Consider the following 26,518-nt stretch of genomic DNA (forward strand, 5'->3'; position numbering starts at 1 on the left):
GAAAAAGGAAGCGCAGCTATTATTATCAATGGGTTATGATGTTTTACTCAATTGAGAGGTGTGTCGAGGTTATTAATTTAATTGCAGAAAAAGGTTGACTAATGTTTTTTTTTACTTTATTTTCTCCATACTTTTATTTTTTAAAATTATTTCCCTGTCCTTAAACCAAATAACTCTAAGTAACTGTTAATTAATCACTTTGGATTATGAAAAATGATATAATATACTTAATAAATATATGTAGTATGTAACGGCGTAATGATGACACTACATATAGTATGTATAAATAATCAGGTGTATTTATTAGTGAAATAGCTAGAATAGCGCACATATGTGCGCTATTTGCTTTGGAGCTAATCTAATGACCGACAAAAATTTGTTAATAGATACAAGTATTGTGACGGAAAGTGATGTAGAACAGCATGATGTATATACTCTTCTGACTAAAGCCCCACCTAATGGGCTAGGCTTAAAAACAGAAGATATACTTACTAAACATAATGTAAGAGGTATGCTGATAAAAAAAAGAGCTAATAAAAAAAATCACTATCCTGATTATGTCATTGGAATCAATGGGTTGCCTGTTGTTGTCATTGAAGTCAAAAAACCAAATGAAGATCTTTTGGAAGCATTTAGCGAAGCAAGGCTCTACGCAACTGAAATCAATGCGCAGTATCCAAATAATGTTAATCCTCTTACCAAATTGGTAGCTACCGATGGTAAAAAATGGTTATTGGGTTATTGGGACTCAGATAATATTGAGATTGAAGTAGCTGAAGTTAGCTCATTTAGTGAAAGCTTTTCAAAACTTATTGATTTTTTAAAGAGAACAACATTATTAAAAGATGTTGATAATATTAATAAGAAACTATTTCCACAAGTTTATTTTCGACCATTACGATATGTTGGTGGTGAAAGAATTCAAAACGAAGAAATTGGATTTAACTCATTTGGTGATAAATTAATATCTGAGTATAGACATATATTTAACCCAAATAGTGTTGAGGATAGAAAATTTATCGCCATTAATGGATATATATCATCAAAGAAAAATAAAAGATATTATGATCCAATTAATAATGTGATAAATAACCGTGTTATAGATTACTCTTTAGATGGTACAGTAATTAATGATTTAAAAAATCCTCATGAATTAGTGGTTGGTTTAAGAAAGAAAAAAGAATTAGAGGGTAAGATAATCCTTCTTATAGGAAGTGTTGGTTCTGGTAAAACGACATTCATAGACCACTTGATAGAAAAAGTGATTCCTGATGATATAAAAAAAGAAACTTTATGGGTTAGAATTAACATGAATAATTCACCTGTAAACAAAGAAGAGATATATGATTGGGTTAGGGATAGGATAATTAGTGAGCTTAAAGATCTACATTCTGAAATAGATTTTGATAGCTTAGATGTGATGAGAAAGATTTACTCAGTAGAAATAAATAATTTTAATAAAGGTTTAGGAGCATTACTGAGTGATGAGAGTGAAAGAAATAAAGAGCTTTTCAAAATAATTAAAGAAAATGAATTGAATTCAAACAAGAAAACATCGTGTTATACTAGGTATTTAGGATCAGAGAAAAGCAAACTAATAATAGTTGTATTAGATAATTGTGATAAGAGAACTAGAGACGAACAGTTATTAATGTTTGAAGTCGCACAATGGCTACAAAATGAATTTAGAGTATTAATTATGCTGCCATTACGGGACGAAACGTATGATAATCATAGGAATAGACCTCCCCTAGATACTGCAATAAAAGATATGGTATTTAAAATTGAACCACCAATGTTTCAAGAGGTTTTATTATCTAGAGTACAATTGATACTCAATAAAATGGGTGGTCGATCTAATAATAGAATTCAGTATGATTTAGGTAATGGTATATCTGTAGAATGTGGTAGAGATGAGGAATCCATATACTTAACATCTATAGTTAAGGCGATTTTTATTTATGATAAAGAAATAAGACGTATTATCGTTGGGTTGGCGGGCAAAAACATCAGAAGAGCTTTAGAGATCTTTATGGAGTTTTGTACTAGTGGTCATATAACTAGTGGTGAAATTTTAAAAATAAGGCAGCAAAAAGGGAGTTATTCTTTACCATTATATATAATAACGAGAGTTCTCTTGCGTATGAATAAGCGATTTTATAAAAGTGATAATTCATATTTAAAGAATTTGTTTGCAATAACAACAAGTGATTTAACACCTAATTATTTTATTAGATATATTATTTTAAAATGGTTTCATGATAAATATTCATCTGTAGGCACGTCTGGGTATAAAGGCTATTTTTCTGTAAGAGATCTAACTGAAAGCATAGCTAAATATGGTATATCCGAAGATGTAATATTTAGAGAAGTTAATTATTTGATAAAAGGTTTTTGTTTAGAATCAGAGCGGTTCACTACAGATATTATTGACGAAAATGATTTATTAAAAATAACATCAACAGGTTTTGTTCATTTAGACATGGTATCAAATATTAATTATCTTGCAGCTATTTCAGAAGACACTGACTATGATTCAGATACGGTTGCGAAAGAAATTGCTAGTGCTATGGGTGAAAAAGGAAGCCTTTATGATAAAGAGATCGTAGCTAAAAATGCGAAATTGATGATGGATTATTTATCAGAATGGCAAGATAAGCATGACTCTTTGGCTAGCAATATTTTAAGTGATAATGAGTTTTCTGTATTATCGGATTTCAACGCCGCTAAAGAGTATGTTGAGCGCTTTAATGAAACTTTAAAAGATCCTCTATGGACTGAGTTTGAATCAAAGAACCATGTTGGTGATACTATCAAAGGTATAGTTAAAAGTGTTCATGATAAATACGGTGTGTTTGTCAAATTATCAGAGGAAGGAGATATAACAGGATTAATTTATAAAGCAAAATGTCCTGATGGCTATATGGGTAAATATGTGAAAAATCAAGAGATAACTGTCAGAATTGATAATGATATTGACTCAGTAAATAAAAAAGTGTCTTTAAGTATTGTTGAAATAAATTAAGGTAGTTACTGTCATAACAAGCATTGTTTGAATGTAGAATTCTGATATTACAATTCAGTGAGGATGATGTTTGTTATGGCAATTTCCTAGGTTCTGAGCATTTTTGCAATTTCCTGCAACAATCCGCAAAATTAAAAGAGGAACGCTACCAACGCGAAGTACTCCTACTGGAGCTGTTCTGATGGTCTCTTGCAGGTGCATGAAAACCGACCTATTTAGTGGGCAGGCGTGGCGGGGCTACGATTGCGCGGCGACATGTTTATTGTTAATAATCCGCCCGCAAATTCTCCGAGCCATAGCGGCGTTAAATTCAAATTTCTATAGTTAGATAGTAATTATTTTAGGTCGTCTCAGAATGGATTACAGGGCGGATAAGCGTCGATTTGGTGGGGGTTAAATTCAGGGGATTAGTCTTGGTGTTGTGGTTTTGATATAATAGAGTGGGGTTATATTATTATTTAAACCATCGAGATCACCTACCTGTGGGCGAAAAAATACCGCCACTGAGGGCGGTATCATGATTAGTTTGCAGGCGTTTATTCTAGTCGTTATCTAAATCCAATGAGTATTTATCAAACTTAACAATCTCTGCACCAAACCAATCATTAAGCTGCATCATCTTACTTTGTAGTGGGATAAGTTCATTACGAACAAATACCTTTGCGGCTTTCTCCACATCACCAAAGCCGCCTACGTTTTCAGGAATGATCCCCATGATTTGAGGGGGGACACGGTGCGCAGCTAACATATCATCACGACTCACATTCTTGATATTCAGAAACTCATCTTTTGCTGCTGCTTCCGACAAAGGGATAGTTTGAATACCGTCTTTCTTTCCCCCTGGTGCATACAAAAATAAATTACGGAAATTCCCTGGTCCTTTACTGCTTTTGAGGGCTTCACGAATTTTATCAACATCATCGGTTTTCTGTGCTGCATCACTGATGTACAAGATATAACCTGCGTGTGAACCATTCAGATAATATTTACGGCGAAACAGTGTTGATGCTTCATTGAGTAGCACGGATGGAATAGCGGCTAAGTATTCAGGCAGCCCGTAGATTTCTTGGTTAATATCAGGCTCAATTAGGTGATGCACTTTGCCAGTTTCAAATTCATAAGGCTTAGTATCATACCCCTGCTGTACAAACCAGTAGGTTTCTAAGTCTGCGCCTCGGCGTGTGAACTTAGCGGGGGTGTGTTTAAATGTTAATGCTTGCCCGAGTCGATTTTCTCGTAATTCTAAATAGCCATTGCCAAAGAGTAAAAAATCCAATCCCCAGCTATCAAAGGTTTGGCGGCTGAGGTATTTATTAGGAATGAATGTGCTTGTGAGAATATTACGTTTTACATAGATGGCACTACTGTGGTGAGGTGCTGCACGGAACGTCCGAGCAAGCCCATGAAAGCTAATCGGTGGCTCATAATAATTATCAATCTGCACACATTCTAAATAATCAAAAATCTCGCGCTTGTCTAACACCGGTATTGGGTCGCCAAAAGTGAACGCTTCCATTGATGCGTCATTGGTTGTCTGCGTCATATTCTGTGAATGACGTTTTTTATTTTTACGGCTCATTAAAATACCTCGACAATATTGTGATGGTTGCTGTTTTCACCGGTGATCGGTTCGTTATACAGAGCATGCATAGTTGCCCATGCTAAATCGGCATGGCTGGCTTCTTCACTGCGATCTGCTTCATACGTAGGGCGGTTGCCACTAGCGGTGGTTGCACGGCGAATAGCCATGAATGACTGGGTGATATCATTGCAACCGGCGTCATACTCAAGGCGATCATGACTAATCACGTCATACGCTTTGAGGACAAGGGCATTTTTTAAGGCTGGGTTATAAATAAATTCTTTCGCTGCGGGGAAAAATTCACGCACGTTTTGTAGGACTCCATGACCAATACCCGTAGAGTCGATGCCAATATATTGCACGTTGTAGCGTTCAGTTAGCTCTTTGATTGCATCGGATTGAGCGCGAAAATCCATGCCACGCCATTGATGGTGTTCAAGTATGCGAAATTTATCACCTTTGCGCATTGGCGGAGCGATAACTACACAGCCGGCACTATCCCCATTCTGGGTGCCTTTGGCGGGGTCGTAGCCAATCCAAACGGGGTGATAAGCATAAGGGCGTATCATCAATGGCTGAACGTCGTCCCAAATTTCCCAACTGTCCACCATGCATTTTTGCATTAACTGCAAGTTGAAAATGGACGCGATATCATCGACAAATTCACACATCAGTAAGTTTTCGAATTCATCGGGGCTGTACTCTAAATGCAGCTGGTCGATATCGAATAAGTTACAGCCGCCGCGCATGGCATCTTCAATGGTGACGATCTGCCGCCACTGCCCATCCCCACACATCATGCCGTTCACGAGAGTTTGATGATTGATATCAATCTCAACATGGTCAGCTTTACGACGCCCACGGTTAAATAATTTTCCTGACCAGAACGGATAAGCGCTATGGGTTAATGCGGATGGGGTTGAAAAGTAGGTTTGACGCCACTTCTTATGCATTGCCATGCCGGATGCGACTTTGCGTAATTCTTGAAATTTCGGTATCCAAAAGTATTCGTCAAGGTACAAGTTGCCGTGGTAGCTTTGTGCGGTACGGGCGTTAGTGCCGAGAAAATACAAGGTTGCGCCATTAGGCAAAACAATGGGGTCGCCTTTTAAGTCAACATCAACTTCACGCGCCATATCAATGATATAACCTTTGAATACATGCGCCTGAGCTTTACTTGCAGATAAAAATATTTGGTTTCGCCCAGTCGTGAGGGCATCCATAAAGGCTTCACGGGCAAAGAAGTAAGTCGCCCCAATTTGGCGTGATTTTAGGATGTTGCGAATGCGGTGTTTATGCCCTGCGCCGTACCAAACTTTCTGATACTCAAACATATTTTCACGAAAGATTTCTTCCAGTTTTTCAAGCTGTTCTTCGCTAAATAAATTCTTTTCAGGGGCGCGGCGCTCGCCTTTATTGCGATTGGCAAGTTTGGGATTTAAATCAACTTCATTACCGCCATTTTGGTATTTATGAATTTTGGCATGACGCTCAACTTGACGATAAAGTAAGTCGATTTCTTTAAAATCTTTACCCTCTTTATTTTCTTTGCTGAGTAGAGTACAAAGTCGCATTTCAAGCGTCATTTCTACGCGTTCAACGGGGGTGATCTCATCCCATTTATCACGTCGCTTCCAACTGTGAATGGTGGCGGATTTTTCGTTGAGCGCTTCGGCAATACGCGCAATCCTGTACCCTTTGAAGTACAGGTGCATGGCTCTTTTTCGTGGGTCAAAATCGTGTAATGTATTCATGCCGCCAGATTAATGACTCACACGAATTATCGCCTTGCCTCCGCATTGTGCCATTTCCCACACAATGGCAAATCATTGTTTCTTATCCCCCATCCCTGAAAACATAGGCTCATCTTTTTTACGATCATATACACACTCAATTGCCGGAGCCTGAGCAATGACAACAAAATCCAAGCCGGTGCGCCTTTGTGTTGAAGGGGCAACAACTGACGGTCGCAAGGTGCAGCGTCAATGGTTGACGGATATCGAACAAAATTATGACCCTAGCGTTTATGGCGCGCGAATCAATATGGAGCACTGGAATTATTCTTGGATGCCGCGATTCGGTGATGTGGAGTCGGTTTATACCGAGGAAATCAGTGAGGGTGCATTAGCAGGAAAATTAGCGCTGTATGGCGTTTTAAAGCCAACGCCAGAACTGATTGAAATGAACAAAAAACGCCAAAAGGTTTACACCTCTGTCGAAATTAACCCGAATTTCTCGGATATGGGCAGCGCGTATCTTGTGGGGTTAGCGGTGACTGATAACCCAGCTAGCCTTGGTACTAGCATGCTTGAATTTAGCGCTGGGGCTGATAAGGCGAATAATCTTTCTGACCGTAAGCAGGATAAAGATAACCTCTTTACGGCAGCGGAAGAAACGGTAATTGAATTTTCAGAAGTGGAAGAAACGCCTGAAAAAACAAGTCCAAGTCTAAAAGAACGTGTTTTTGCCATGCTTAGCCGTGCGCAGAAACGCAATGACGCGGAGCTTGACGATATTCATCAAGCCGTTGAACTGTGCGCGAAAGAGCAAACAGAAGCGGCACAAAAGCTTGCAACATTAGAGCGCGAAGTAAAAGCTCTCTCCGCAGTCAAGCAGCAAAATGAAACCCTGCGCAGTGAGTTGGAGCAACTCAAAACTGATTTAAGCCAGCAAGACAATAACACGCATCGCCCAATCTCTTTCGGCGGTGCTGGCACAAATACCGAAAACCTGACGGATTGCTAAACGGGAACAATAATGAGAAAAGAAACAAAAGTTAAATTTAACGGTTACATGACCCGCCTTGGTGAGATTTACGGTGTTCAGCCACAAGAGTTTGCAGCATCGAAAGTGGAAATTACTCCATCCGCGGCTCAAAAACTGGAAACCAAAATTCAGTTAAGCGCCGTCTTTCTGACCAAAATTAATATTGTGCCAGTGAAAGACCAAGTGGGCGAAAAAATCGGCATCGGTATTGGCTCAACTGTGGCAGGCACGACGGATACCACCAAGCAAGACCGTGAGCCGACAGATCCAACACAATTAGCCAAGCAAGGCTATCACTGCCGCCAAACGAATTTTGATACTGCTATCCGTTACGAAAAATTGGATATGTGGGCAATGTTTGAAGATTTCCAACGCCGTATCCGCGATGCCATTATTCAGCGCCAAGCCCTTGACCGCATCATGATTGGTTTTAATGGCACGAGCCGCGCGGCAACGTCAGACCGTAAAGTTAACAAGTTACTACAGGACGTTAATGTCGGTTGGTTACATAAAATCCGCCTTGAAGCCCCTGATCATGTTTTGGGTTCATCCACGGATAAAGACACCAACAAAATTACGCCTGAGCCAATCAAAGTGGGGATTGGTGAAGATTATGAGAACCTTGATGCGCTGGTTATGCAAGCCGTCGACCACGCCATTTCCGAAGTGTATGCCGATGATACTGATTTAGTGGTTATCTGTGGTCGCTCATTATTAGCGGATAAATATTTCCCAATCGTCAACCGTGACCAAGCCAATACAGAGGCTTTAGCTGCTGATGTGATTATCAGCCAAAAACGCCTCGGTGGTTTGCCAGCTGTGCGTGTGCCTTATTTCCCCAAAAATGGAATGCTTATCACGCGATTAGATAATTTATCTATTTACTGGCAAATCGAATCACGCCGTCGTCAAGTGGTTGATAACGCTAAACGTGACCGCATCGAAAACTACGAGTCAGTGAATGAAGATTACATTATTGAAGATTATGACTGCGTAGCGCTAATTGAAAACATCGAACTTACCAAAGGTAAGCAAGAGCCTGATGCACCAGCGGGTGATGATGCTGAGCAGAAAGCAAAAATGTTAGCGACAGCAGAAGAAAATACTGCGCTTAAAGCTGAGCTTGATGCTCTAAAAAAAGAGCTTGAGCAGAAAGAAAAAGCAGGGAAATAAGGGGTAAGTCGTGAACCCGTGGGAAAAAAAGCGCATGCAGGTGGAAGCAAAGAACGTCGGAGCGTATGGCGTTCTTGCTGACCCATCAGCAGCAACACAAGTTAAATTGATGTTGAGGCAGCACATGCGTGATTTGAGCAAAATTCAATCATTTGAGCGTAAAGCGGCATATAAGCGAAAAGCTTTGCCGTTGTATGAAACGTGGGTCACTGAAACGCTAAAAGGCAATTCAGGGGCGCAAGATGATGTATTGATGTATCTCATGTTGTGGTGTTTTGATGCGGGTGTGTATGAGCAAGGACTTGATATTGCTGAATATGCACTCAAGCACAATCTCACTATGCCGTCAGGTCAATCGCGCACAACAGGGTGCGCTATTGCCGAGGAAATGGGAGATAGAGCTAAAGAATCATACACCGCGAAGAATCCAATCCCACTGGATATCTTACAGCGCACAATGTCATTGATTGAGCATGAAGACATGCCAGATAAAGTGCGGGGTGAGTTACACAAATGGTTGGGTTATAGCTTACGGGATAATGACTTACCTCAGCCTGCACTTTGCGAATTAATGCGAGCGCTTGAGCTTAATGAGCGCTGCGGCGTGAAAAAAGACATTAGCAATATTGAAAAGTTTTTGTCTGCGAAAAACAGCGCAGACAGTTAAAGAACGTGCCAACGCGCAAGGCGGCGCGAGACTAGAAACTGGTTTTCGACATCTCGCCCACCGCCTACCTATTGAGGTGAGTTATGGATTTTGTTTCACCAGAACAGGTAAAAGAAAAAAATGAAGTATTAAAAAGTGATGATTTCTTTCCTGCCATCAATACCGCCGATTTTCGCGAACAAATGCGCGTAGATGGAACGGTCACACCACATCGTCTAATCAACAGCTTAAAAAATGCCATTATCGAAACCAATCGAGAGTTGTTGGAATGGAAAACGAAAGAAATTGGTTTCGGTTATCAGTCGCTTGAGAGTGTGCCTGCCAATAAAATTCATGAGGGAGAATCCTCAGAATCTGAGCTTGTTTATCTTTATCGCCGCGCGGTGTTTTGTAGTGCAAAAGCCAATATCACTGAGCGATATCGTGATATTGATACCACGCCTAGTGGTAATAAAAAAGCTGATGCGCTTGAACCAAATATTGATGATTTGCAACGTGATGCGTTATGGGCAATTCAGCGAATCAAGGGCGCAACACATAACATTGTTGAGCTGATATGAAGATTAGAACAATTCAAGGTGACACCGTTGACGCTATTTGTTGGCGATTTTACGGAAGAACGATGGGAATGACTGAAGCGGTTCTGTTAGCAAATCCTAACTTAGCAGAGCATGGTGCTGTTGTTCCCGCTGGAATATTAATTGATATGCCAGAAGTGACGTCAGAGCCAACGCGACCACTTTTACAGTTATGGGATTAAGTACATGTTTGATAAAGATCCGAATAGTTTCGGTCTGGTTCAGTGGTTGATGCTGCTCTTCATTTCCGCATGGGGAGGCGCTGTGAGATATATCATTGATATACGAAAAAATAATACCGCATGGAGCTGGGTAAATGCCTTAATGCAAGTTGTTGTGTCAGGGTTTGCTGGGCTTCTTGGTGGTCTTGGTGCTATCGAATCAGGAGCATCAGAATACATGATCATGATTTCATCGGGTGTTGCAGGCGCGATGGGAACTATGGCTTTAGATTTTTTCTGGTTGAAGTATACAGGGGTAAAGAGTGACAAAATTAAGTGAGCATTTCAATAGTGCAGAGTTTGCCTGTAAAGATGGGTGTGGCGCATCAGACGTTGATGCTGAGTTGGTTGGCGTGCTTGAGGATGTGAGAGCGCACTTTAACAAGCCGGTTTATGTTGTCAGTGGTCGTCGTTGTGCGAAGCATAATAAAGCCGTTGGTGGCGCTGAGCATTCTCAGCATCTTTTAGGTACGGCAGGGGATATCAAAGTAAAAGACGTTACACCGAAAGCCGTCGCTGATTATTTGGAGTCAAAATATCCGAGTAAATATGGTGTCGGACGCTACAAAACATTCACTCACATTGATGTTCGTAAAAATAAAGCACGCTGGGGAAGTAACTCATAATATGAAAAAGAGAGTGATTGGTTTTGTGGTCTTACTTGGTATAGCGTTAATTATCGCTGTGTTGGGCATGAAAAAAATAGATAAGCTGAATACTCAAATTGGTGGACTGCAAGAAGAAAATACGCAGTTAAAAACTGACGTAAGCAATCAATCTAAGGTTATTGCTGACCAATCACTTTTTTTTCATCGTGCAAATCAAATCAGTAGCGCAGCTTACCGGAACGGAATTATCCAACGTGCGAGCGCAGAGGAAAGAAAAATTGAATATAAAACCATCCTTAAAAAAGAGCCGAGCTGTGATCTGCCTGTTCCTAGGTTTATTTCTGACCGGTTGCTCAGTAACGCGTACCGTTTACGTGCCATCGCCATGCACACCAATACCGAAAACGCTAACGCAGCCAGTACCGCCATCACTACCGGACGGATTTTAACCTATTGCGATTTGGCATTGTGGGTTGATCCGCTACTTACCGATTTAGAGCAAGCAAATACCCAGCTTATGGCGATTGAGAAATTCGACGAGGAACGTGAGCATGAAAAAGTTAACTAGCTTGCGGGACTACTTAGATAGCAAAATCCCATTTCTTCACAAAAACCCAGAAAAGCTCTACATGTTTGTTGAGAATGGACGCATTATTTCGACAATAGCGACAACGCCAAGTTTTGAATATGAATATACGGCGAATATCATTATTGAGGGCTATAAAGGTGATCAGAATGTTTTGATTGCAGTCGTGAATGATTGGCTGGTAAAGCATCAACATGATATTTCAGCGAATCCAACCAAGCGATATCAAGATTTTAAGTTTGAAGCTGTTATTTTAGATAATGAAACCGCGGATATTAGTATCGACCTAAATCTTACAGAGCGAGTGCTAGCCATCGATAACGAGGGCAAATGGGTTGTTGAGTCTATTTCTGAGCCGGCAAATCCATTCGATGAATGGAAAACAGAGCGATGAGTGACGATACATTACGTAAGCTTGATAGCGAGTTAGGCGCTTTAATCAGCCGTATGTCTGCAAATCAGCGCCGACAGCTGGCTAAAGAAATCACGCGTGACTTGCGCCGATCTCAAATAAAGCGCATCCAGCAACAAAAAAATCCAGACGGTAGTGCGTACACAAAAAGAAAAGCCAGCTTTGTCACGGTGCAGCGTGAAATTCAATTCATGTGGCGAGGTCAGAAGCGTACATTGCGTAATTGGCGTGGAAACTCAAAGACGATTACAGGACAAGATGCGGATAAAAAATCCCAGCGCTCATTTCGTAAATCGGATATTCAGCGCTATATCAGCGTCAAAAAAGACAAAATCAGTACAGAGCGAAAAACTAAGCAAACTCGCATGTTTAAAAAACTGGCAACCGCCCGTTTTTTGCGGATGTATAACAGCGATAAAGAAGCCGTTATTTACTTTTTACCCTCCGCGGGAAATATTGCTGGTGTGCATCAATTTGGATTAACAGAACGAATTGGACGAGCGCAAATTACCTATCCTTCACGTCAATTACTTGGGCTTACGCCGCAAGAAGTCACTCACATCGAAAACCAAATTATTGATTTTCTGACACGATAATTTGTGCCACTAATCAAACAAACCACACTTACTGAACACTTGCGCCATTAATGGCAGGCTTAAGAAAATGAATTTCTTGAGGTTGCTATGAGTAAATACATCCCCTTTATTCCTGCTTTAGTCGTTATTCTTTACTCTCTGATTGCCTTTTTTGATAACACTGCTGGAAGTTTTATTGCTGTACTCATATTGAATACGGTGATTTCTTTTTATGCCTTCTGGTTATTAATGAACTATCTGCCATTTCTAGGGAGCCAAACGAAGCCCTATAAATTAGACGGTTTCCCTCTGAGTCTTGTCCCTATGGATAACGCCGTTTATCGCTATGTCAATGCATTAAATTTACTTGCTTTGCTAGCTTTAACGCTTATTGGTCAATGGTTTTTAGTCCCGTTATTTACCTGTTTAGGCTGCTGGCAACACTTAGTTCGCCAATTGCTTTTAAATGCCATTTCACAAGAGAAATAACGCGCTATGTCCGCTGATATTTATCGCTTAATCCGAAATCTGATCCGTATTGGTGTTGTCACCGCCGTTGATGCAAAGAAAGGGTGCCGCGTAAAAACAGGCGACTTAGAAACGGGATGGCTTAACTGGATAACATTGCGTGCCGGCAGCACGCGCACAATGAATGCGCCGAGCATTGGTGAGCAAGTGATTATCTTAGCCATCGGTGGTGAGTTAACGACGGCATTTGTATTAACGGGTATTTTCTCTAATGAGCATTTGGAGCCTACTGATTCATTGACGGCAGACCATCGCACCTATTCCGACGGCGCAGTTATTGAATATGAGCCAGCCACGGGCGCGTTGAAAGCGACTGGTATCACAACCGCACACATTGAAGCCAGTGAGCAAGTTAGCGCGATAACGCAAGTGGTTATCGTTGATGCCGCTAAGAAAATCAATCTCAATACTCCAAATGTTATTTGCTCGGATAATTTAACGTGCGCTACGTTGAACGTAACCAAGGGCGGAGAAATGACCGGTGATATTACGCATAAAGGTGGCAAGTTTTCATCAAATGGCATTGTTGTTGATGAGCATAATCACGGTGGTGTTGAGCGCGGCGGTAGCAGAACGGATGGTCCAAAATGAAATATCAGGGTATGAGTCGAATCGACGGCACGGCGATTTCAGATATTGAGCATATCCGCCAGTCAGTCAGGGATATTTTGATCACGCCTATTGGCTCGCGTGTCATTCGTCGTACCTATGGCTCATTACTATCAGAGTTAATTGATCAGCCGCAAAACCCAGCATTGAAACTGCAATTGATGTCAGCCTGCTATACCGCATTGATGAAGTGGGAACCGCGTATTTTATTAACCCGCATCGGGTTAAGTAGTACAGAAGCCGCAAAGCTAATAATTGATGTCGAAGCAATTGAGCAAGACTCAAATCAGCCAATTAACTTTTCTGTCGATGTGGGGCGATGATGGCAAACAGTATTGATATAAGTTTATTACCGGCACCGGATGTTATTGAAGTGCTCGATGTTGAAGTGATATTTGCTGAGCGAAAAGCGGCATTAATTGCCGCTATGCCACCGGAGCAACGTGAAGTAGTCGCCAGAACGTTAGAGTTTGAGTCAGAGCCGCTAACAAAACTACTGCAAGAGAACAGCTACCGTGAGTTGATTTTACGCCAGCGTGTGAATGAAGCAGCCCGCGCAAGTATGGTGGCTTTCGCTACGGGAGCAGACCTTGATCAGCTTGCAGCTAATAACGGCGTGAAAAGATTGGTCCTATTTAAAGGGGATGAAACAGCAATCCCACCCATTCCGCCAGTTTATGAGTCTGATTCTGATTTGAGAATGCGCATCCCAGAAGCCTTTGAGGGATTGAGTGTTGCGGGTCCGGTTGGGAGTTATGCCTACCACGCTCGCAGTGCAGATGGTCGCGTTGCTGATGCCTCAGTGATTAGTCCATCCCCCGCTTGTGTGACAGTGACGGTTTTGTCGCGGGAGGGTAATGGTGTCGCGCCGGCGGATTTAATTGAAATCGTTGATGTAGCTTTAAATGATGAAGATGTGCGCCCTGTTGCTGATCGAGTGACCGTGCAGTCTGCTGAAATTGTTGATTATGAAATCGTCGCGAAAATTTATTGTTATCCATCCCCTGAATACGAGCCGATTATGGAAGCGGCAGAAGCACAACTAAAACACTATACCAACCAACAGCACCGGTTAGGGCGCGATATTGTGTTGAGCGCGATTTATGCCGCTTTGCATGTTCAAGGTGTGCAACGTGTTGAGCTGATTTCACCAAAGGCAGATATCAAACTCGATAAGACGCAAGCCAGTTTTTGTACTGGCATAAATGTTGAGCTGGGTGGCTCGGATGAATAGCCGTTTACTGCCAGTTGGGTCGTCAGCCTTAGAGCTTGCCGCTGGGAAGGCTTTAGCTGAAATAGAACGGGTGCCGATCCCCATTCGTATTCTCTGGAATCCTGATAAATGTCCGGTGCATTTGCTGCCGTATCTGGCATGGGCATTCAGTGTTGACCGGTGGGATAAAAACTGGACAGAGAAAGCCAAGCGCGACGCGATTAAGGCGGCAATGTTTATTCATAAACACAAAGGCACAATCGGCGCTCTACGCCGTGTTGTTGAGCCATTGGGTTATTTGATCCGTGTGATTGAGTGGTGGAAAACCAACGAAACCGCCGGCACTTTTCGCCTAGATATCGGAGTGCTGGAAACCGGTATTACTGAGGAAATGTATCGAGAGCTAGAAGCGCTTATTTTCGATGCAAAGCCAGCAAGCCGGCACCTCGTCGGGCTAACTATTCAGCTTGAAACCAAAGGCAATATTTTTTGTGCAGCGGCGAGTTATGGCGGGGATGAACTGACGGTTTATCCATACACGCCAGATGTAATTAGTGTTGGCGGCGTTATTTCCACAGGGGCAGCAGTCCATGTTATTGATGAAATGAGGGTTACTCTCCAATGAAATATTTTGCATTGCTCACTACCTATGGTGAGAAAGTGCTTGCAGAGGCGACAGCCCTCGGCACAAAAATTGAATTGACACATATGTCAGTTGGTGATGGTGGCGGCTCATTGCCGGCACCGGATACCAAGCAAACGAAACTCATTAATGAACGCCGTAAGGCGGCGATTAATACCTTGTTCATTGACCCGTTAAACCCGAATCAAATCATTGCAGAACAGGTTATTCCTGAGAATGAGGGCGGTTGGTGGATCCGTGAAATTGGGCTATTTGATAAATCAGGTGCATTGGTTGCTGTTGCAAACTGCCCAGAAACTTATAAGCCGCTTTTAGTCGAGGGGTCGGGGCGTACTCAAACCATTCGCGTTGTTCTTATTGTCAGCCATACCGAATCTGTCACGCTTAAAATTGATCCGACAGTAGTATTAGCAACACGTAAGTATGTTGATGATGCTATTGAAGTTTTAGATAAAAGAATCAAGGCGTTGACAGCGAAAGATGTTGGGGCAGTGCCGGCGACTGATGTTGTTCAAAGTACAGGGCAATCAACAAATCAGGTCATGAGCCAAAAGGCGTCGACTACCGCGATAGCAGATGCGAAAAAAGCAGGAACGGATGCGCAGAGTACAGCAAACTCCGCCGTCAGTGCGGCAAAAAATGCACAATCTACAGCAGATAGTGCAAACACTAATGCTAACAACAGAGTGCCATCATCTAGTATTGTTCAAATCACAGGGCAATCAACCAGTCAGATCATGAGCCAAAAGGCTGTTACTGACGCTGTAGCGAGCGCAAAAAAAGCGGGAACAGATGCACAGACTACGGCTAACTCAGCCGTCAGTGCTGCAAGTGCTGCTCAATCTACGGCTAATACTGCAAAATCCGCGGCAGATAGTGCAAACACCAATGCCAACAACAGAGTGCCATCATCTAGCATTGTTCAGACTACAGGGCAATCAACGTCTCAGATCATGAGTCAGAAGGCTGTTACTGAGGCATTACAAAGTGCAGTTAATCTCAATACTATCTACCCTGTCGGTATTGTTGTGTGGTTTGCTCAAAATAAAAATCCCAACACGCTATTTCCTAACACTAAATGGCAGTATATCGGTGAAAATAAAACTATACGCTTAGCTAAAGCGGATGGCAGTAATATTCTTCAATCGGGTGGTAAAGATAGCATTACGCTTGTGGCTGGACAATTGCCTGTGCATGCTCATAGTTTCAGTGCGACGACCAGTTCAGCCGGTGGGCATAATCATAATCGAGGCTCGATGGAGATTGATGGTCAGTTTGCAGCTGTAAGGCGAGGCGGTAATCAGAATAACACTCTTTCAGGGGCGTTTACTGCACGAACAAACTGGAATGCAGGTACCAGTTATGGTGGGGGGGATGATGCAGGCGGATTATGGACATTTAAAGGGTCTAGTGGTTGGTCAGGGGTAACATCTGATAGCGGTGTTCATACCCATACAATTTCAGGCACCACTGGTAATGCTGGCTCAGGTTCAGCTATCGATATCACGAACGCCTTTATCACTCTAATGGGTTGGTACCGCATCTCTTAAGGATTGTAAATGGAAACAATTAAACTCTATCACTATGATAATTTTACCGGTGAATTTCAGAATGCTACGGAGCCTTACGACGGGTCTGAAATTCCGCCATTTTCGACAGAAAAGAAGCCGTTAAAAGATAAGCTTGGGTATGCATGTGTCTTTAAAGATAATAAGTGGGTATACATTGAGGATCATCGAGGCGGAGAATATTACAGCACATTGAATGCATCTCTGTTTGTGATTAATGAATTAGGTGCATTGCCTGAAAATGTCACGGCTATTAAGCCAAATAGCTGGGATGATGTGTGGGATGGTAATCAATGGATACCAAAGCCGCCACCATCAAAAGAAGAGCTTATTGCTGACGCGGAGCAGAAAAAGCAATTACTTGCTGATGGAGCTGAAAAAAATATCACGATTTTAGAGCGTAAAGTACGCTTAGGCATGGCAACAGATGAAGAAAAAGATTTATTGATCGCATGGGAAATCTACAGCGTCAAGGTTGCAGATGTAGACACGTCACAAGCCCCAGATATTGATTGGGGTGTTAAGCCAGAATAATTATTACAAGCCCCATATGGGGCTTTGTTTCATTTCTCACACAATCCCCATTCCGTGCATTTCACTTATCCCACATCCAGAATTGAACTATTGCAAAATAGAGGACGCTAGTAATGGCTCAAGATTATCACCACGGCGTGCGAGTCGTCGAACTGAACGAGGGTACGCGCCCTATCCGCACCATTAATACAGCTATCGCCGGCATGGTTTGTACTGCCGATGATGCTGATGCCAAATATTTTCCACTCAATACACCGGTTTTAATTACTGATGTGATGGATGCTGCGGGAAAAGCAGGAGATACCGGAACGTTAGCCCGTGCGTTAGAAGCAATCGGAAATCAATCAAAGCCGGTGACGGTTGTTGTCCGTGTTGAGCAAGGTGAAACCGAAGCGGAAACCACATCAAATATTATTGGCGGGTCAACAGCGGAAGGACGCAAAACAGGCTTGCAAGCGTTAACCGTCGCGCAAAGCCGTGTGGGTGTGAAGCCGCGCATTATTGCTGTGCCGGGTCATGACACACAAGCCGTTTCAGCATCACTGGCGGGCATCGCTCAAAAGATGCGAGCTATGGCATATATCAGCGCTTATGGCTGTAAGACGGTATCAGAGGCAATTGAGTATCGTCAGAATTTTAGCCAGCGCGAACTTATGTTGATTTACCCAGAATTTCAAGGCTGGGACACAGTCGCTAATGCAGAAAGTAATATCTATGCAACGGCAACGGCATTGGGGTTACGTGCAAAAATCGACAATGAGATGGGCTGGCATAAAACGTTATCTAACGTAGGGGTCAATGGTGTCACGGGTATTTCTGCCGATGTGTCATGGGACTTGCAAGACCCAGCCACGGATGCGGGCTTACTTAACGAAAACGATATTACGACACTGATCCGTAATGATGGATTTAGATTCTGGGGGTCTCGCACTTGTTCCGATGATCCATTATTTGCCTTTGAATCTTACACGCGTACCGCACAAGTGCTGGCAGATACCATCGCAGAAGGGCAGGCATGGGCGGTTGACAAGCCACTGACACCAACGCTAGTGAAAGACATTATCGACGGTATCAACGCGAAATTACGCGCCATGACAAACCAAGGGTATTTGTTGGGTGGTGAGTGTTGGTTTGATGAAAAAATCAACGTAAAAGAAGAGTTGAAGAGTGGCAAAGCCTATCTTGATTATGACTATACGCCAGTTGCACCACTCGAAAACTTATTGTTGCGCCAGCGGATCACTGATCGCTATTTGTTAGATTTCAGCTCAAAAATTAAGGGGTAGTCATGGCGTTACCACGCAAGTTTAAACACATGAACATCTTTAATGATGGTCAAAATTACATGGGTATTGCCGAGGAAGTCACTTTACCCAAACTGACTCGTAAATTTGAAGCGTATCGCGGCGGCGGCATGAATGGCTCAGCTCAAATTGATATGGGGCTGGATGATGGCGCGTTGGATATGGAGATTACTCTTGGCGGGATGGAGGCTCAAATCTACCGCCAGTGGGGAATTGAAACTATTGACGGTGTTCAACTGCGATTTAATGGGTCAATCCAACGTGATGATATTGGGGAAGTCCACGCAGTTGAAATCGTCGTGCGTGGTCGATACAGCGAAATTGACGCCGGTAACGTGAAAGAGGGGGATAACTCTCAAACCAAACTGAGCGTAAAACCGACTTATTTCCGACTGGAAATGAACGGTGAAAAGCTGATTGAAATCGACATTATCAACATGATTGAGATCGTCGGTGGTGTTGACCGCATGGCGGCGCATCGTGAAGCATTAGGGCTATAAGGTAAAAGTAAATGACTGAACAAAAAGAAAATACTCACATCACCGTGACATTAGATGAACCGTTGACCCGTGGTGAAACGACGATCACTGAAATTATTGTGCGTAAACCTAATTCAGGTGCATTACGCGGTGTTCGTCTTGCGGCATTAATGGAAATGGATGTTGATTCAGCGATGTTGGTTTTACCTCGCGTCACGGCACCGGCACTAACCAAGCCTGAACTTATCCTTATGAATCCAGCAGACATGCTGAATTTGACCAAGGAGTTAGTGCTTTTTTTGCTACCGAAATCGGTGACTTCCGATTTCCAGAACGACTAACCGTTGATGATTTGGTGGCAGATATTGCCACCATTTTTCACTGGTCGCCGGCAGTAACCGAAAATTATTCTTTGACTGAATTATTAGAATGGCGTTATCACGCCCTTAAACGTAGCGGTGTTGAAGATGAGTAAAGATTTACGTTTACAGGTGATTTTAAGTGCCGTTGATAAATTCACAAAGCCACTACGCGGCGCTCAAGATTCCAATAAAAAACTGGCGGAAACTCTCCGCCGGTCTCGCCAAGAATTAAAAGAACTCAACAATCAAGCTCAGCAAATTGATGGCTTTAAGAAAACAAAGCAATCCCTTGATGCTGCAAATAATGCTTATCAAAAAACCACCGAAAAGGTGAGCCAGCTTTCGCGCGAATTATCCTCAGTACAAAACCCAACAAAGGCGCAGTCCAGAGAATTTGAACGTGCCAAGTCTGCCGCTGCTAAGCTAAAAATGGAAGCGGGAACGTTAAGCGTATCGCTACAGCGACAACGAGAAGCGCTGAAAAATAGCGGCATATCGACCCGCCAGTTAAGTCAGGCTCAAACCAGACTCAATAGTGATATTTCCTCGGCTAATCAACGATTGCAGCAACAAGAGCAGCAATTAAAACGTGTCGCCAATCAAGAGCGGCGTATGTCGGCGGCGAAAGATGGCTATCAAAGAACCATGGACGTTCGAAACAAAATGGCTGGAGCTGGTGCCAGCATGACAGCCGCAGGGGTTGGGATTGGTTATGCGGCAAAAAAAGTCTTAGTACCAGGCTATGACTTTGAAATCGGCATGTCGAAAGTACAAGCTTTGACTCGTTTGGATAAAAACTCAGACGATTACAAGATGCTGAGAGAGCAGGCGCGTGATCTGGGTGCAACGACGGCATTTACGGCGAATGAAGTCGCACAAGGGCAAGCGTTCTATGCGATGGCTGGTTTTAAACCTGAGCAAATTAAAAATGCGATGAAAGGCACATTATCAATGTCACTCGCCGGAGACATTGATTTAGCCACTACGGCGGATATTGGCTCTAATATTTTAACCGGCTTTAAACTTAACTCGGATGAAATGAACCGTGTGAGCGACACGTTAGTCGCAACGTTTACACGCTCTAACGTCAACTTAAACATGCTCGGCGATACCATGAAATATGTTGCGCCAGTGGCGTCAGGGCTTGGTGTTGACTTAGAAACGGCAGCAGTTGCCGCCGGCAAGCTAGGTGATGCAGGTATTCAGGGCAGCATGGCGGGTACTGGTTTGCGATCTATTTTGGGGCGCTTGGCTGAGCCGCCAAAGCAAGCCGCCGAAGCTCTCACAAAGCTGGGTATCAAAACTAGAGATGCGAAAGGCAACTTACGTGAGTTACCCGTTATTCTTGCCGAGTTGGACAAGAAAACTAAAAAAATGGGTACTGCGCAGCGAGCAGGGTTGTTCAAGCATATAGCTGGCGAAGAGGCATTTTCTGCATTATCTGTACTTGTTGATCAGGCGGGTTCGGGTCAATTGCAGGCAATGATTGCAGAAATCAAAGCCGCAAAAGGTGAAGCCGAAAAAGTGGCTAAAACCATGACCGATAACCTTGACGGTGATTTGAAAAACCTCACGTCAGCGTATGAAGATGTCGGGATTCAAATCTTTGGTGGTGCCGATAGTCCATTGCGTGACATAGCTAAAAGCGTCACCGATATCATTTCAAGCTTTGGTGAATGGGCAAAGAAAAACCCTGAAATAGTTAAAACACTGACAATGATTACATTGGGGCTTGGTGCAGTTCTGGCGGTGGGCGGTGGCATATCTTTGATGATTGCTGCCATGATTGGTCCACTTGCGATGGCGAAGCTCAGCTTGTCAGTGTTAGGCATTAAAGGTAGTGGTTTCCTCTCGTTGCTGATTAAGCCAATTAAGCTGATTGGATCTGCGTTTATGATGTTGGGAAGGGCGTTATTAGCTAACCCGATTATCTTAATTATTACCGCCATTGCGGGTGCGGCTTATTTGATTTACAAGCATTGGGACAAGATAGGTCCCTATGTGAAAGGCGTGTGGAATTTAGTCGCAGGTATTTTTAAGGATGCCTTTGATGTCATTCAATCTTTCATTATGAAGTGGACGATTGAGCCAATCATCAAAGTGTGGGATGGAATAGTGCGTTATTCAAAAGCGCTATGGGATGGTGTGACGCAGATTTTTAATCAATTTTGGGAGGGGATTAAATCCTATGTCATGAACTGGACGTTAGTTGGTTTGGTTTATCAACATTGGGATAAAATTGTGTCTGTGACGTCGCGCATGTGGAAATTGATTAAAAAAACAATTTCAGATAAATGGAATGAGATTGTCGCTGATGTGACTGCATTGCCCGAACGTTTCAAGCAAATCGGTGGTGAAATTATCGATAGTTTGAAGAACGGTATTCTTGAAAAATGGGAGTCACTAAAATCTACATTTGCCGAAATTAAGCAGGCGGCGACAGATTTATTACCTGAATGGATGTTATCAGATGATGCCAAAGCTGCGAGATTGGCGACTCAGACAAGTGGTGCATCCGTTGCGGGTAAGTCACTTGCAGGGTTATTTGATAGTGGCGGTTATATTCCACGTGGTCAATTTGGCATTGTGGGTGAGTATGGTCCTGAGATTGTTAATGGTCCTGCGAATGTGACCAGTCGTAAAAGTACAGCGGCATTGGCTGCGGCAGCATTAACACTAGGGTCAATGTCGGCAGCGGCAGATAAGCCGATTCATCCCTATGCCCTGCCGGCTAAAAACTACGTTTCTACCCCAGTTAATATCACTCAAAATCGCAGTGAGTCTAGTCGATCCCCGATTGAAATTCATATTCATCCTACACCGAATCAATCAGCCGTGGATATTGGAAAAGAGGTTGCAAGGCAATTAGAAGAAGCGGAGCGAAGAAAGCAATCAAGGCGGTTAAGCCAGTATCAAGACAGTGGAGAATATTAATTATGGCAATGGCAGCACTAGGCGTATTTATTTTTCATTTGCGAACAACGCCCTATCAAATGATGCAGATTAATAAAAAATATCGATACGGATTTAATAACCGCGTCGGTAAGCGACCTGCATTCCAGTTTATTGGTCCTGATAGTGATGATATTTCGTTAAGTGGTTCGTTATTTCCATCATTAACTGGCGGTAAGTTATCGTTATTGGCTTTGGAGTTAATGGCAGATACTGGTAAGGCATGGTCTCTGATCGATGGAACCGGCACAATTTACGGGATGTTTGTCATTGAAGAAATCACACAATCAAAAAGTTACTTTTTTGATGATGGTGCCGCTAGACAAATAGATTTCACGTTGAAGTTGAAACGGACAGACGAGTCATTAAGTGAAATGTTTGGTGATTTGAGTAAGCAATTGAGTGATCTCCGTGGGGCATTGCCATTATGAGTATGTTTACGGGGGATGAATCGACACCGGCATTTGTGCTAGCTGCCGGTGGTGAAAATATCAATGCGCTAATCCAAGGGCGTTTAATGTCATTATCAATGACTGATAACCGAGGGTTTGAAGCCGATCAGCTTGATATTGAGCTGGATGATAGCGACGGGAAATTGGCATTGCCAAAGCGCGGGGAAACACTATCACTTCATTTGGGCTGGAAAAATGAGCCATTAATTTATAAAGGTACGTTCACGGTTGATGAAATTGAGCATAGCGGTGTACCTGATAAGTTGACTATTCGCGGACGTAGTGCTGATTTTCGTGACACGTTAAACGTCAAACGTGAGCAGTCATATCATCAAAAAACGCTGGGCGATATTGTGAGAACAATTGCGGAACGTAACAAGCTCAAGCCAGTGATAAATGAAAGGTTGGATAAAATAAAGTTAGCCCATATTGACCAAACGAATGAGTCAGATGGCTCATTTCTGACGAGAGTCGCTAAAACCGAGGGGGCAATTGTTGCCGTAAAAGATGGCAATTTATTATTCATGCGGCAGGGGGAGGGATTAACTGCGACAGGGCAGCGAATTCAAACGATGTTTATTACTCGTTCCGTCGGTGATAGACACCGTTTTTCTTTGGCTGATAGAGGGGCGTACACGGGAGTAATTGCAAACTGGTTAGACACTCGCGAGCCGAAAAAGAAAAAAGAAGTTGCAGTGAAGCGAAAGCGAAAAACCAACAATAAAACACCGGTGAAAAAAAATGAGCCAAAGGAAAAGCAAGGCGAATATTTAGCGGGGGAGCTGGGCAATGTACTGACGTTATCCCATACCTATGCGACTAAAGAAAATGCGGCAAGAGCTGCTAAGGCGCAGTGGGAAAAGATTCAACGCGGGGTTGCCTCGTTTTCTATTCAGCTTGCGCGAGGGCGTGCAGATTTATATCCAGAAATGCCGATAATAGTGAGTGGGTTTAAGCCTGAAATTGATAATGCTGAGTGGACATTAACGCGGGTTGTTCATTCACTTAATGATAGTGGGTATATGAGCGCATTAGAGCTTGAGGTAAAAGTTTCAGATCTCGATATGGCGGGAGAAGAAAATTAACACTGTATAAAATCACATGTTATACTGTATGCAATATTAACATCATGACGAAAGGTATATTATCATGATGAATTGTCCTCTTTGCGGTTACGCAGCTCATACCCGTAGTTCTCAGCAAGTCTCAAAAGAAACCAAAGAACGTTATAACCAGTGCCAGAATATTAATTGTGGTGCAACGTTTGTGAGTCATGAATCAGTATCAAGATTTGTGGTTAAACCTAAACTTGTAGAAGCTGTAAACCCTCACCCTAATAAATATCAGCAAGCCTCTTTGTCATTATAAAAAATATGCCCCTCAATGTGAGGGGCAATAATGATTAACCTGCATTGACTAATTCATTAAAGAATTCATCAAAACCTTTCTTGCCACTGTCATCAAATCTCAATTCATTAAACTGGTCAGTGAAAGAGCAGCTTTCATCTATCAGGTCATCAAGACTATTTATAGGAATATATTTTTTAGTGATCTCTAATGCCTGTGGCTTACTAATTGTTACTGTATATTCAGGGCTGCTACCCAATTTCTTTTTATCTGAAATGAGGTAGGAAGTAACAGTAACAGAATTGTTTGGGGTATTAATTAAGCTGCGATAAATCCCGTAAATCACCGCGCGTTTGGTTAATGTTTCTTTTAGGCTTTGGCTATCTTGCTCATACGCTGATGATGATAATCTGATCTTTAGTGGCGACTCGCTAATGATTTCAAGTGAGTTATTTTCTGGGTAAAAATCACTGAAATATTCCATTGCATCGCTTGCGGTTGCATAAGTGTGATTTTGTTTTGTACAGTCGTTTTTAGATGAAAGATAGCTCGCTGAAAACGCAAGATTTGAAAATGCGAATGATAGAAAAGTAAAAGTTAGAATGTTTTTGGTTGAACGTGACAGAAAGTTAGTCATTACATGCCCTCAATTAAATTGGACTTAAATTAGAGTCCGGTTTTGAAGATAAGTAAAGCCCCTCAAAAGAGGGGCTAATTGGTCAATAATGGTCGATGTGGACGGACAATGGACGGTGATTAGCATAAGGCTTTATATAACAATGCATTACGCTTATATAATGAACACCATCCCTGTCTTTATAGCCCCTTTTTAAGGGGCTTTTTTTTGTGTTAAATGGAACTATGTTAACTATAGTTGACAATGTGAGTGTGGTAACTATAGTTAACAGATAGCGAGAAGGGAGGCTCTATGTTGACCGTACTAACGACAGATATTTTTAATAGATGGATGCATGACCTGAAAGATATTCGAGCAAAAACAAAAATACAGGTAAGAATTCGGCGTTTGAAGCAAGGCAATTTTGGTGATGTTGAATCAATAGGTGATGGTTTTTCTGAATTAAAAATACATGAAGGGAAAGGATATCGCGTTTATTTAAGAAAGATTGATAATACAATCGTATTGTTAATCAGCGGTGGTGATAAATCGACGCAGCAAAAAGATATCGACAAAGCCAAACAAATTTTTCGTGAAATTGAAGGTGATCTATGAATATTAAAATAAAAGAGTATGACATTGCTGAGCACTTAACGAACGAAGAAGAAATTCAGCTGTATCTTAATGAAATATTAGAAGAAGGCGATACGGCACTCATTCTTGCGGCATTAGGCGATATTGCGAGAGCGAGAAATATGACCCAATTAGCAAAGGAAGTAGGAATGAGCCGAGAAGGGCTATATAAGGCACTATCTGGTGAAGGTAACCCTGCATTTACCACTATCTTGAAGATAGTTCATTCACTAGGACTAAAGTTGCAATTTAAGAGCGCAAGATAACCCTCTTTTTTACTCTTCTATTACTATCAGTAATATTTTTATTACTGATATGTTGTCTATACATTCACTTTCCACGTACTATCTTTATTTCCAGCGATTATTCCGAACACTTGCAAAATAGATTTTCACACATCCAAAGAGGTCATATTGCGCCATGATCCAGAAACTTACTGCTCACGATTATAAAAAAATGCCTTGGAAAAATGGGCAAGGATTTACGTTAGAACTCGCAAGAAGCCACGGCGAAGGGCTAGAAAATTTTGACTGGCGAGTGTCGATTGCAGACGTAAAATCCGCTGGCTCATTCTCTTTCTTCCCAAATAAACAGCGCATTATTGGCGTATTGGAAGGCTCCGGGATTGTGCTGCAGATAGATAAAAACCCATCAGTTTCTTTATTACAAAAGCAATTTCACGCCTTTAATGGTGAAAGTGATGTGTATGCCGAATTAATTAATGACGCCATCCGCGATTTTAATTTGATTTACAACCCTGAAAAGTATTCAGCTCGGCTGCAGTGGGTATCTTGTGAGTCAGCAAACTCGTGGATCAGTAATGGAAACTGTGTGCTGATTTTTAACTTACAGGGCAAGCTAGAGTTGCAGGTAGATGGGCAGCACTCAGTCTTAAATGATTTTGAAACCCTATTGGTCGAAAAATCAGGTACTCCTACGCAATATATTGCTTCTCCTGAGCGTCATGGGGACTTTTGTGTGATTGAGTTATTCGAAAGATAACGCTACAAAGCCATTTAAGTCATTTTAGAGTGATTTAACTCAGTCAAATCGCGACTATTTAGTTAGCGGATAATTCTGATAAT

Annotated in this window: 32 protein-coding genes; 29 read left to right on the plus strand and 3 right to left on the minus strand. The window is 42.3% G+C overall.

The features are described 5' to 3' along the window. Positions 1-361 precede the first annotated feature (361 nt). Positions 362-3,025 (plus strand): type I restriction enzyme HsdR N-terminal domain-containing protein, encoded by a 2,664-nt coding sequence (locus GKR71_RS08575; RefSeq protein ID WP_154634157.1) that lies wholly within the window; start codon positions 362-364, stop codon positions 3,023-3,025. Positions 3,026-3,566: 541 nt separating this feature from the next. On the opposite strand, the gene GKR71_RS08580 is transcribed toward GKR71_RS08575, so the two are convergent. Together GKR71_RS08580 and GKR71_RS08585 are read right to left on the minus strand one after the other, a co-directional pair. Next, complete coding sequence (locus tag GKR71_RS08580) at positions 3,567-4,604, minus strand: phage portal protein (RefSeq protein ID WP_154634158.1); 1,038 nt, start codon at positions 4,602-4,604, stop codon at positions 3,567-3,569. Further along, positions 4,604-6,361: a terminase ATPase subunit family protein gene (locus GKR71_RS08585; protein WP_154634159.1), complete on the minus strand. Its 1,758-nt coding sequence runs from the start codon at positions 6,359-6,361 to the stop codon at positions 4,604-4,606. The genes GKR71_RS08580 and GKR71_RS08585 overlap by 1 nt, the downstream gene beginning before the upstream one ends. A 157-nt stretch (positions 6,362-6,518) precedes the next feature. On the opposite strand from GKR71_RS08585, the gene GKR71_RS08590 reads away from it, so the two are divergent. The 25 genes from GKR71_RS08590 (at position 6,519) to GKR71_RS08710 (ending at position 24,205) form a co-directional block, all read left to right on the plus strand. Next, positions 6,519-7,352 (plus strand): GPO family capsid scaffolding protein, encoded by an 834-nt coding sequence (locus tag GKR71_RS08590; protein ID WP_154634160.1) that lies wholly within the window; start codon positions 6,519-6,521, stop codon positions 7,350-7,352. A gap of 12 nt (positions 7,353-7,364) precedes the next feature. Then, positions 7,365-8,546 (plus strand): phage major capsid protein, P2 family, encoded by a 1,182-nt coding sequence (locus GKR71_RS08595; RefSeq protein ID WP_154634161.1) that lies wholly within the window; start codon positions 7,365-7,367, stop codon positions 8,544-8,546. 10 nt (positions 8,547-8,556) lie between these two features. Beyond that, positions 8,557-9,213 (plus strand): phage terminase small subunit, encoded by a 657-nt coding sequence (gpM, locus tag GKR71_RS08600; RefSeq protein WP_230085047.1) that lies wholly within the window; start codon positions 8,557-8,559, stop codon positions 9,211-9,213. An 83-nt stretch (positions 9,214-9,296) separates the two neighbouring features. After that, positions 9,297-9,773: a head completion/stabilization protein gene (locus GKR71_RS08605; RefSeq protein ID WP_154634162.1), complete on the plus strand. Its 477-nt coding sequence runs from the start codon at positions 9,297-9,299 to the stop codon at positions 9,771-9,773. Next, on the plus strand, positions 9,770-9,973 hold the full coding sequence (locus GKR71_RS08610; RefSeq protein WP_119246403.1) for a tail protein X: 204 nt from the start codon (positions 9,770-9,772) through the stop codon (positions 9,971-9,973). Before GKR71_RS08605 ends, GKR71_RS08610 begins: the two co-directional genes overlap by 4 nt. Before the next feature lie 4 nt (positions 9,974-9,977). Further along, a complete protein-coding gene (locus GKR71_RS08615) occupies positions 9,978-10,292 on the plus strand; it encodes a phage holin family protein (protein WP_006816440.1) in 315 nt (104 codons plus the stop codon). Further along, positions 10,276-10,638: a D-Ala-D-Ala carboxypeptidase family metallohydrolase gene (locus GKR71_RS08620; protein WP_211887651.1), complete on the plus strand. Its 363-nt coding sequence runs from the start codon at positions 10,276-10,278 to the stop codon at positions 10,636-10,638. The genes GKR71_RS08615 and GKR71_RS08620 overlap by 17 nt, the downstream gene beginning before the upstream one ends. 1 nt (position 10,639) lies before the next feature. After that, positions 10,640-11,188 (plus strand): DUF2570 domain-containing protein, encoded by a 549-nt coding sequence (locus GKR71_RS08625; RefSeq protein WP_154634163.1) that lies wholly within the window; start codon positions 10,640-10,642, stop codon positions 11,186-11,188. Further along, positions 11,172-11,600 (plus strand): phage tail protein, encoded by a 429-nt coding sequence (locus GKR71_RS08630; RefSeq protein ID WP_154634164.1) that lies wholly within the window; start codon positions 11,172-11,174, stop codon positions 11,598-11,600. The genes GKR71_RS08625 and GKR71_RS08630 overlap by 17 nt, the downstream gene beginning before the upstream one ends. Then, complete coding sequence (locus GKR71_RS08635) at positions 11,597-12,214, plus strand: phage virion morphogenesis protein (RefSeq protein ID WP_154634165.1); 618 nt, start codon at positions 11,597-11,599, stop codon at positions 12,212-12,214. Before GKR71_RS08630 ends, GKR71_RS08635 begins: the two co-directional genes overlap by 4 nt. Positions 12,215-12,301: 87 nt before the next feature. Further along, complete coding sequence (locus GKR71_RS08640; RefSeq protein WP_154634166.1) at positions 12,302-12,682, plus strand: hypothetical protein; 381 nt, start codon at positions 12,302-12,304, stop codon at positions 12,680-12,682. 6 nt (positions 12,683-12,688) lie between these two features. Further along, the gene (locus GKR71_RS08645; protein ID WP_154634167.1) at positions 12,689-13,312 is read left to right on the plus strand and encodes a phage baseplate assembly protein V; all 624 of its coding nucleotides are present in this window, start codon (positions 12,689-12,691) and stop codon (positions 13,310-13,312) included. Next, positions 13,309-13,653, plus strand: coding sequence for a GPW/gp25 family protein (locus GKR71_RS08650; RefSeq protein WP_154634168.1), 345 nt, complete (start codon positions 13,309-13,311; stop codon positions 13,651-13,653). Before GKR71_RS08645 ends, GKR71_RS08650 begins: the two co-directional genes overlap by 4 nt. Beyond that, positions 13,650-14,564, plus strand: coding sequence for a baseplate assembly protein (locus GKR71_RS08655; RefSeq protein WP_442959112.1), 915 nt, complete (start codon positions 13,650-13,652; stop codon positions 14,562-14,564). Before GKR71_RS08650 ends, GKR71_RS08655 begins: the two co-directional genes overlap by 4 nt. Next, positions 14,557-15,168 carry a phage tail protein I gene (locus GKR71_RS08660; RefSeq protein WP_154634170.1) on the plus strand — a complete coding sequence of 204 codons (612 nt, stop codon included), beginning with the start codon at positions 14,557-14,559 and terminating at the stop codon, positions 15,166-15,168. The genes GKR71_RS08655 and GKR71_RS08660 overlap by 8 nt, the downstream gene beginning before the upstream one ends. Continuing rightward, entirely contained in the window at positions 15,165-16,736 is a 1,572-nt protein-coding gene (locus GKR71_RS08665) for a phage tail protein (RefSeq protein WP_154634171.1), read from the plus strand. Before GKR71_RS08660 ends, GKR71_RS08665 begins: the two co-directional genes overlap by 4 nt. A 9-nt stretch (positions 16,737-16,745) precedes the next feature. Continuing rightward, positions 16,746-17,288, plus strand: a complete 543-nt coding sequence (locus GKR71_RS08670) for a tail fiber assembly protein (protein ID WP_154634172.1) — start codon at positions 16,746-16,748, stop codon at positions 17,286-17,288. A gap of 113 nt (positions 17,289-17,401) precedes the next feature. Continuing rightward, on the plus strand, positions 17,402-18,574 hold the full coding sequence (locus tag GKR71_RS08675) for a phage tail sheath protein (RefSeq protein ID WP_154634173.1): 1,173 nt from the start codon (positions 17,402-17,404) through the stop codon (positions 18,572-18,574). 2 nt (positions 18,575-18,576) lie between these two features. Further along, a complete protein-coding gene (locus tag GKR71_RS08680; protein ID WP_006816452.1) occupies positions 18,577-19,092 on the plus strand; it encodes a phage major tail tube protein in 516 nt (171 codons plus the stop codon). An 11-nt stretch (positions 19,093-19,103) separates the two neighbouring features. Continuing rightward, positions 19,104-19,412: a phage tail assembly protein gene (locus GKR71_RS08685; RefSeq protein ID WP_006816451.1), complete on the plus strand. Its 309-nt coding sequence runs from the start codon at positions 19,104-19,106 to the stop codon at positions 19,410-19,412. A 14-nt stretch (positions 19,413-19,426) separates the two neighbouring features. Further along, positions 19,427-19,546: a GpE family phage tail protein gene (locus GKR71_RS08690; protein WP_006816450.1), complete on the plus strand. Its 120-nt coding sequence runs from the start codon at positions 19,427-19,429 to the stop codon at positions 19,544-19,546. Next, the gene (locus tag GKR71_RS08695; protein WP_154634174.1) at positions 19,539-22,367 is read left to right on the plus strand and encodes a phage tail tape measure protein; all 2,829 of its coding nucleotides are present in this window, start codon (positions 19,539-19,541) and stop codon (positions 22,365-22,367) included. The genes GKR71_RS08690 and GKR71_RS08695 overlap by 8 nt, the downstream gene beginning before the upstream one ends. Before the next feature lie 2 nt (positions 22,368-22,369). After that, positions 22,370-22,816: a phage tail protein gene (locus tag GKR71_RS08700; RefSeq protein WP_006812851.1), complete on the plus strand. Its 447-nt coding sequence runs from the start codon at positions 22,370-22,372 to the stop codon at positions 22,814-22,816. Further along, positions 22,813-23,922, plus strand: coding sequence for a phage late control D family protein (locus GKR71_RS08705; RefSeq protein ID WP_154634175.1), 1,110 nt, complete (start codon positions 22,813-22,815; stop codon positions 23,920-23,922). Before GKR71_RS08700 ends, GKR71_RS08705 begins: the two co-directional genes overlap by 4 nt. A gap of 64 nt (positions 23,923-23,986) precedes the next feature. Then, entirely contained in the window at positions 23,987-24,205 is a 219-nt protein-coding gene (locus GKR71_RS08710; protein ID WP_119246396.1) for an ogr/Delta-like zinc finger family protein, read from the plus strand. Between the two features lie 34 nt (positions 24,206-24,239). Here GKR71_RS08710 and GKR71_RS08715 read toward each other — a convergent pair whose 3' ends face one another. Further along, a complete protein-coding gene (locus GKR71_RS08715; protein ID WP_154634176.1) occupies positions 24,240-24,821 on the minus strand; it encodes a hypothetical protein in 582 nt (193 codons plus the stop codon). Positions 24,822-25,112: 291 nt separating this feature from the next. Here GKR71_RS08715 and GKR71_RS08720 point away from each other — a divergent pair, with 291 nt between their 5' ends. From GKR71_RS08720 to GKR71_RS08730, 3 genes are all read left to right on the plus strand, one after another. After that, positions 25,113-25,415: a type II toxin-antitoxin system RelE/ParE family toxin gene (locus tag GKR71_RS08720; RefSeq protein WP_132497042.1), complete on the plus strand. Its 303-nt coding sequence runs from the start codon at positions 25,113-25,115 to the stop codon at positions 25,413-25,415. Continuing rightward, complete coding sequence (locus GKR71_RS08725) at positions 25,412-25,699, plus strand: addiction module antidote protein (RefSeq protein ID WP_108479168.1); 288 nt, start codon at positions 25,412-25,414, stop codon at positions 25,697-25,699. The genes GKR71_RS08720 and GKR71_RS08725 overlap by 4 nt, the downstream gene beginning before the upstream one ends. A 154-nt stretch (positions 25,700-25,853) precedes the next feature. Beyond that, positions 25,854-26,435 (plus strand): HutD/Ves family protein, encoded by a 582-nt coding sequence (locus tag GKR71_RS08730; RefSeq protein WP_154634177.1) that lies wholly within the window; start codon positions 25,854-25,856, stop codon positions 26,433-26,435. The last annotated feature ends 83 nt before the right edge of the window (positions 26,436-26,518 follow it).

The sequence above is a fragment of the Providencia sp. wls1922 genome (genome assembly GCF_009706505.1).
GTDB classification, from domain to species: domain Bacteria; phylum Pseudomonadota; class Gammaproteobacteria; order Enterobacterales; family Enterobacteriaceae; genus Providencia; species Providencia lanzhouensis.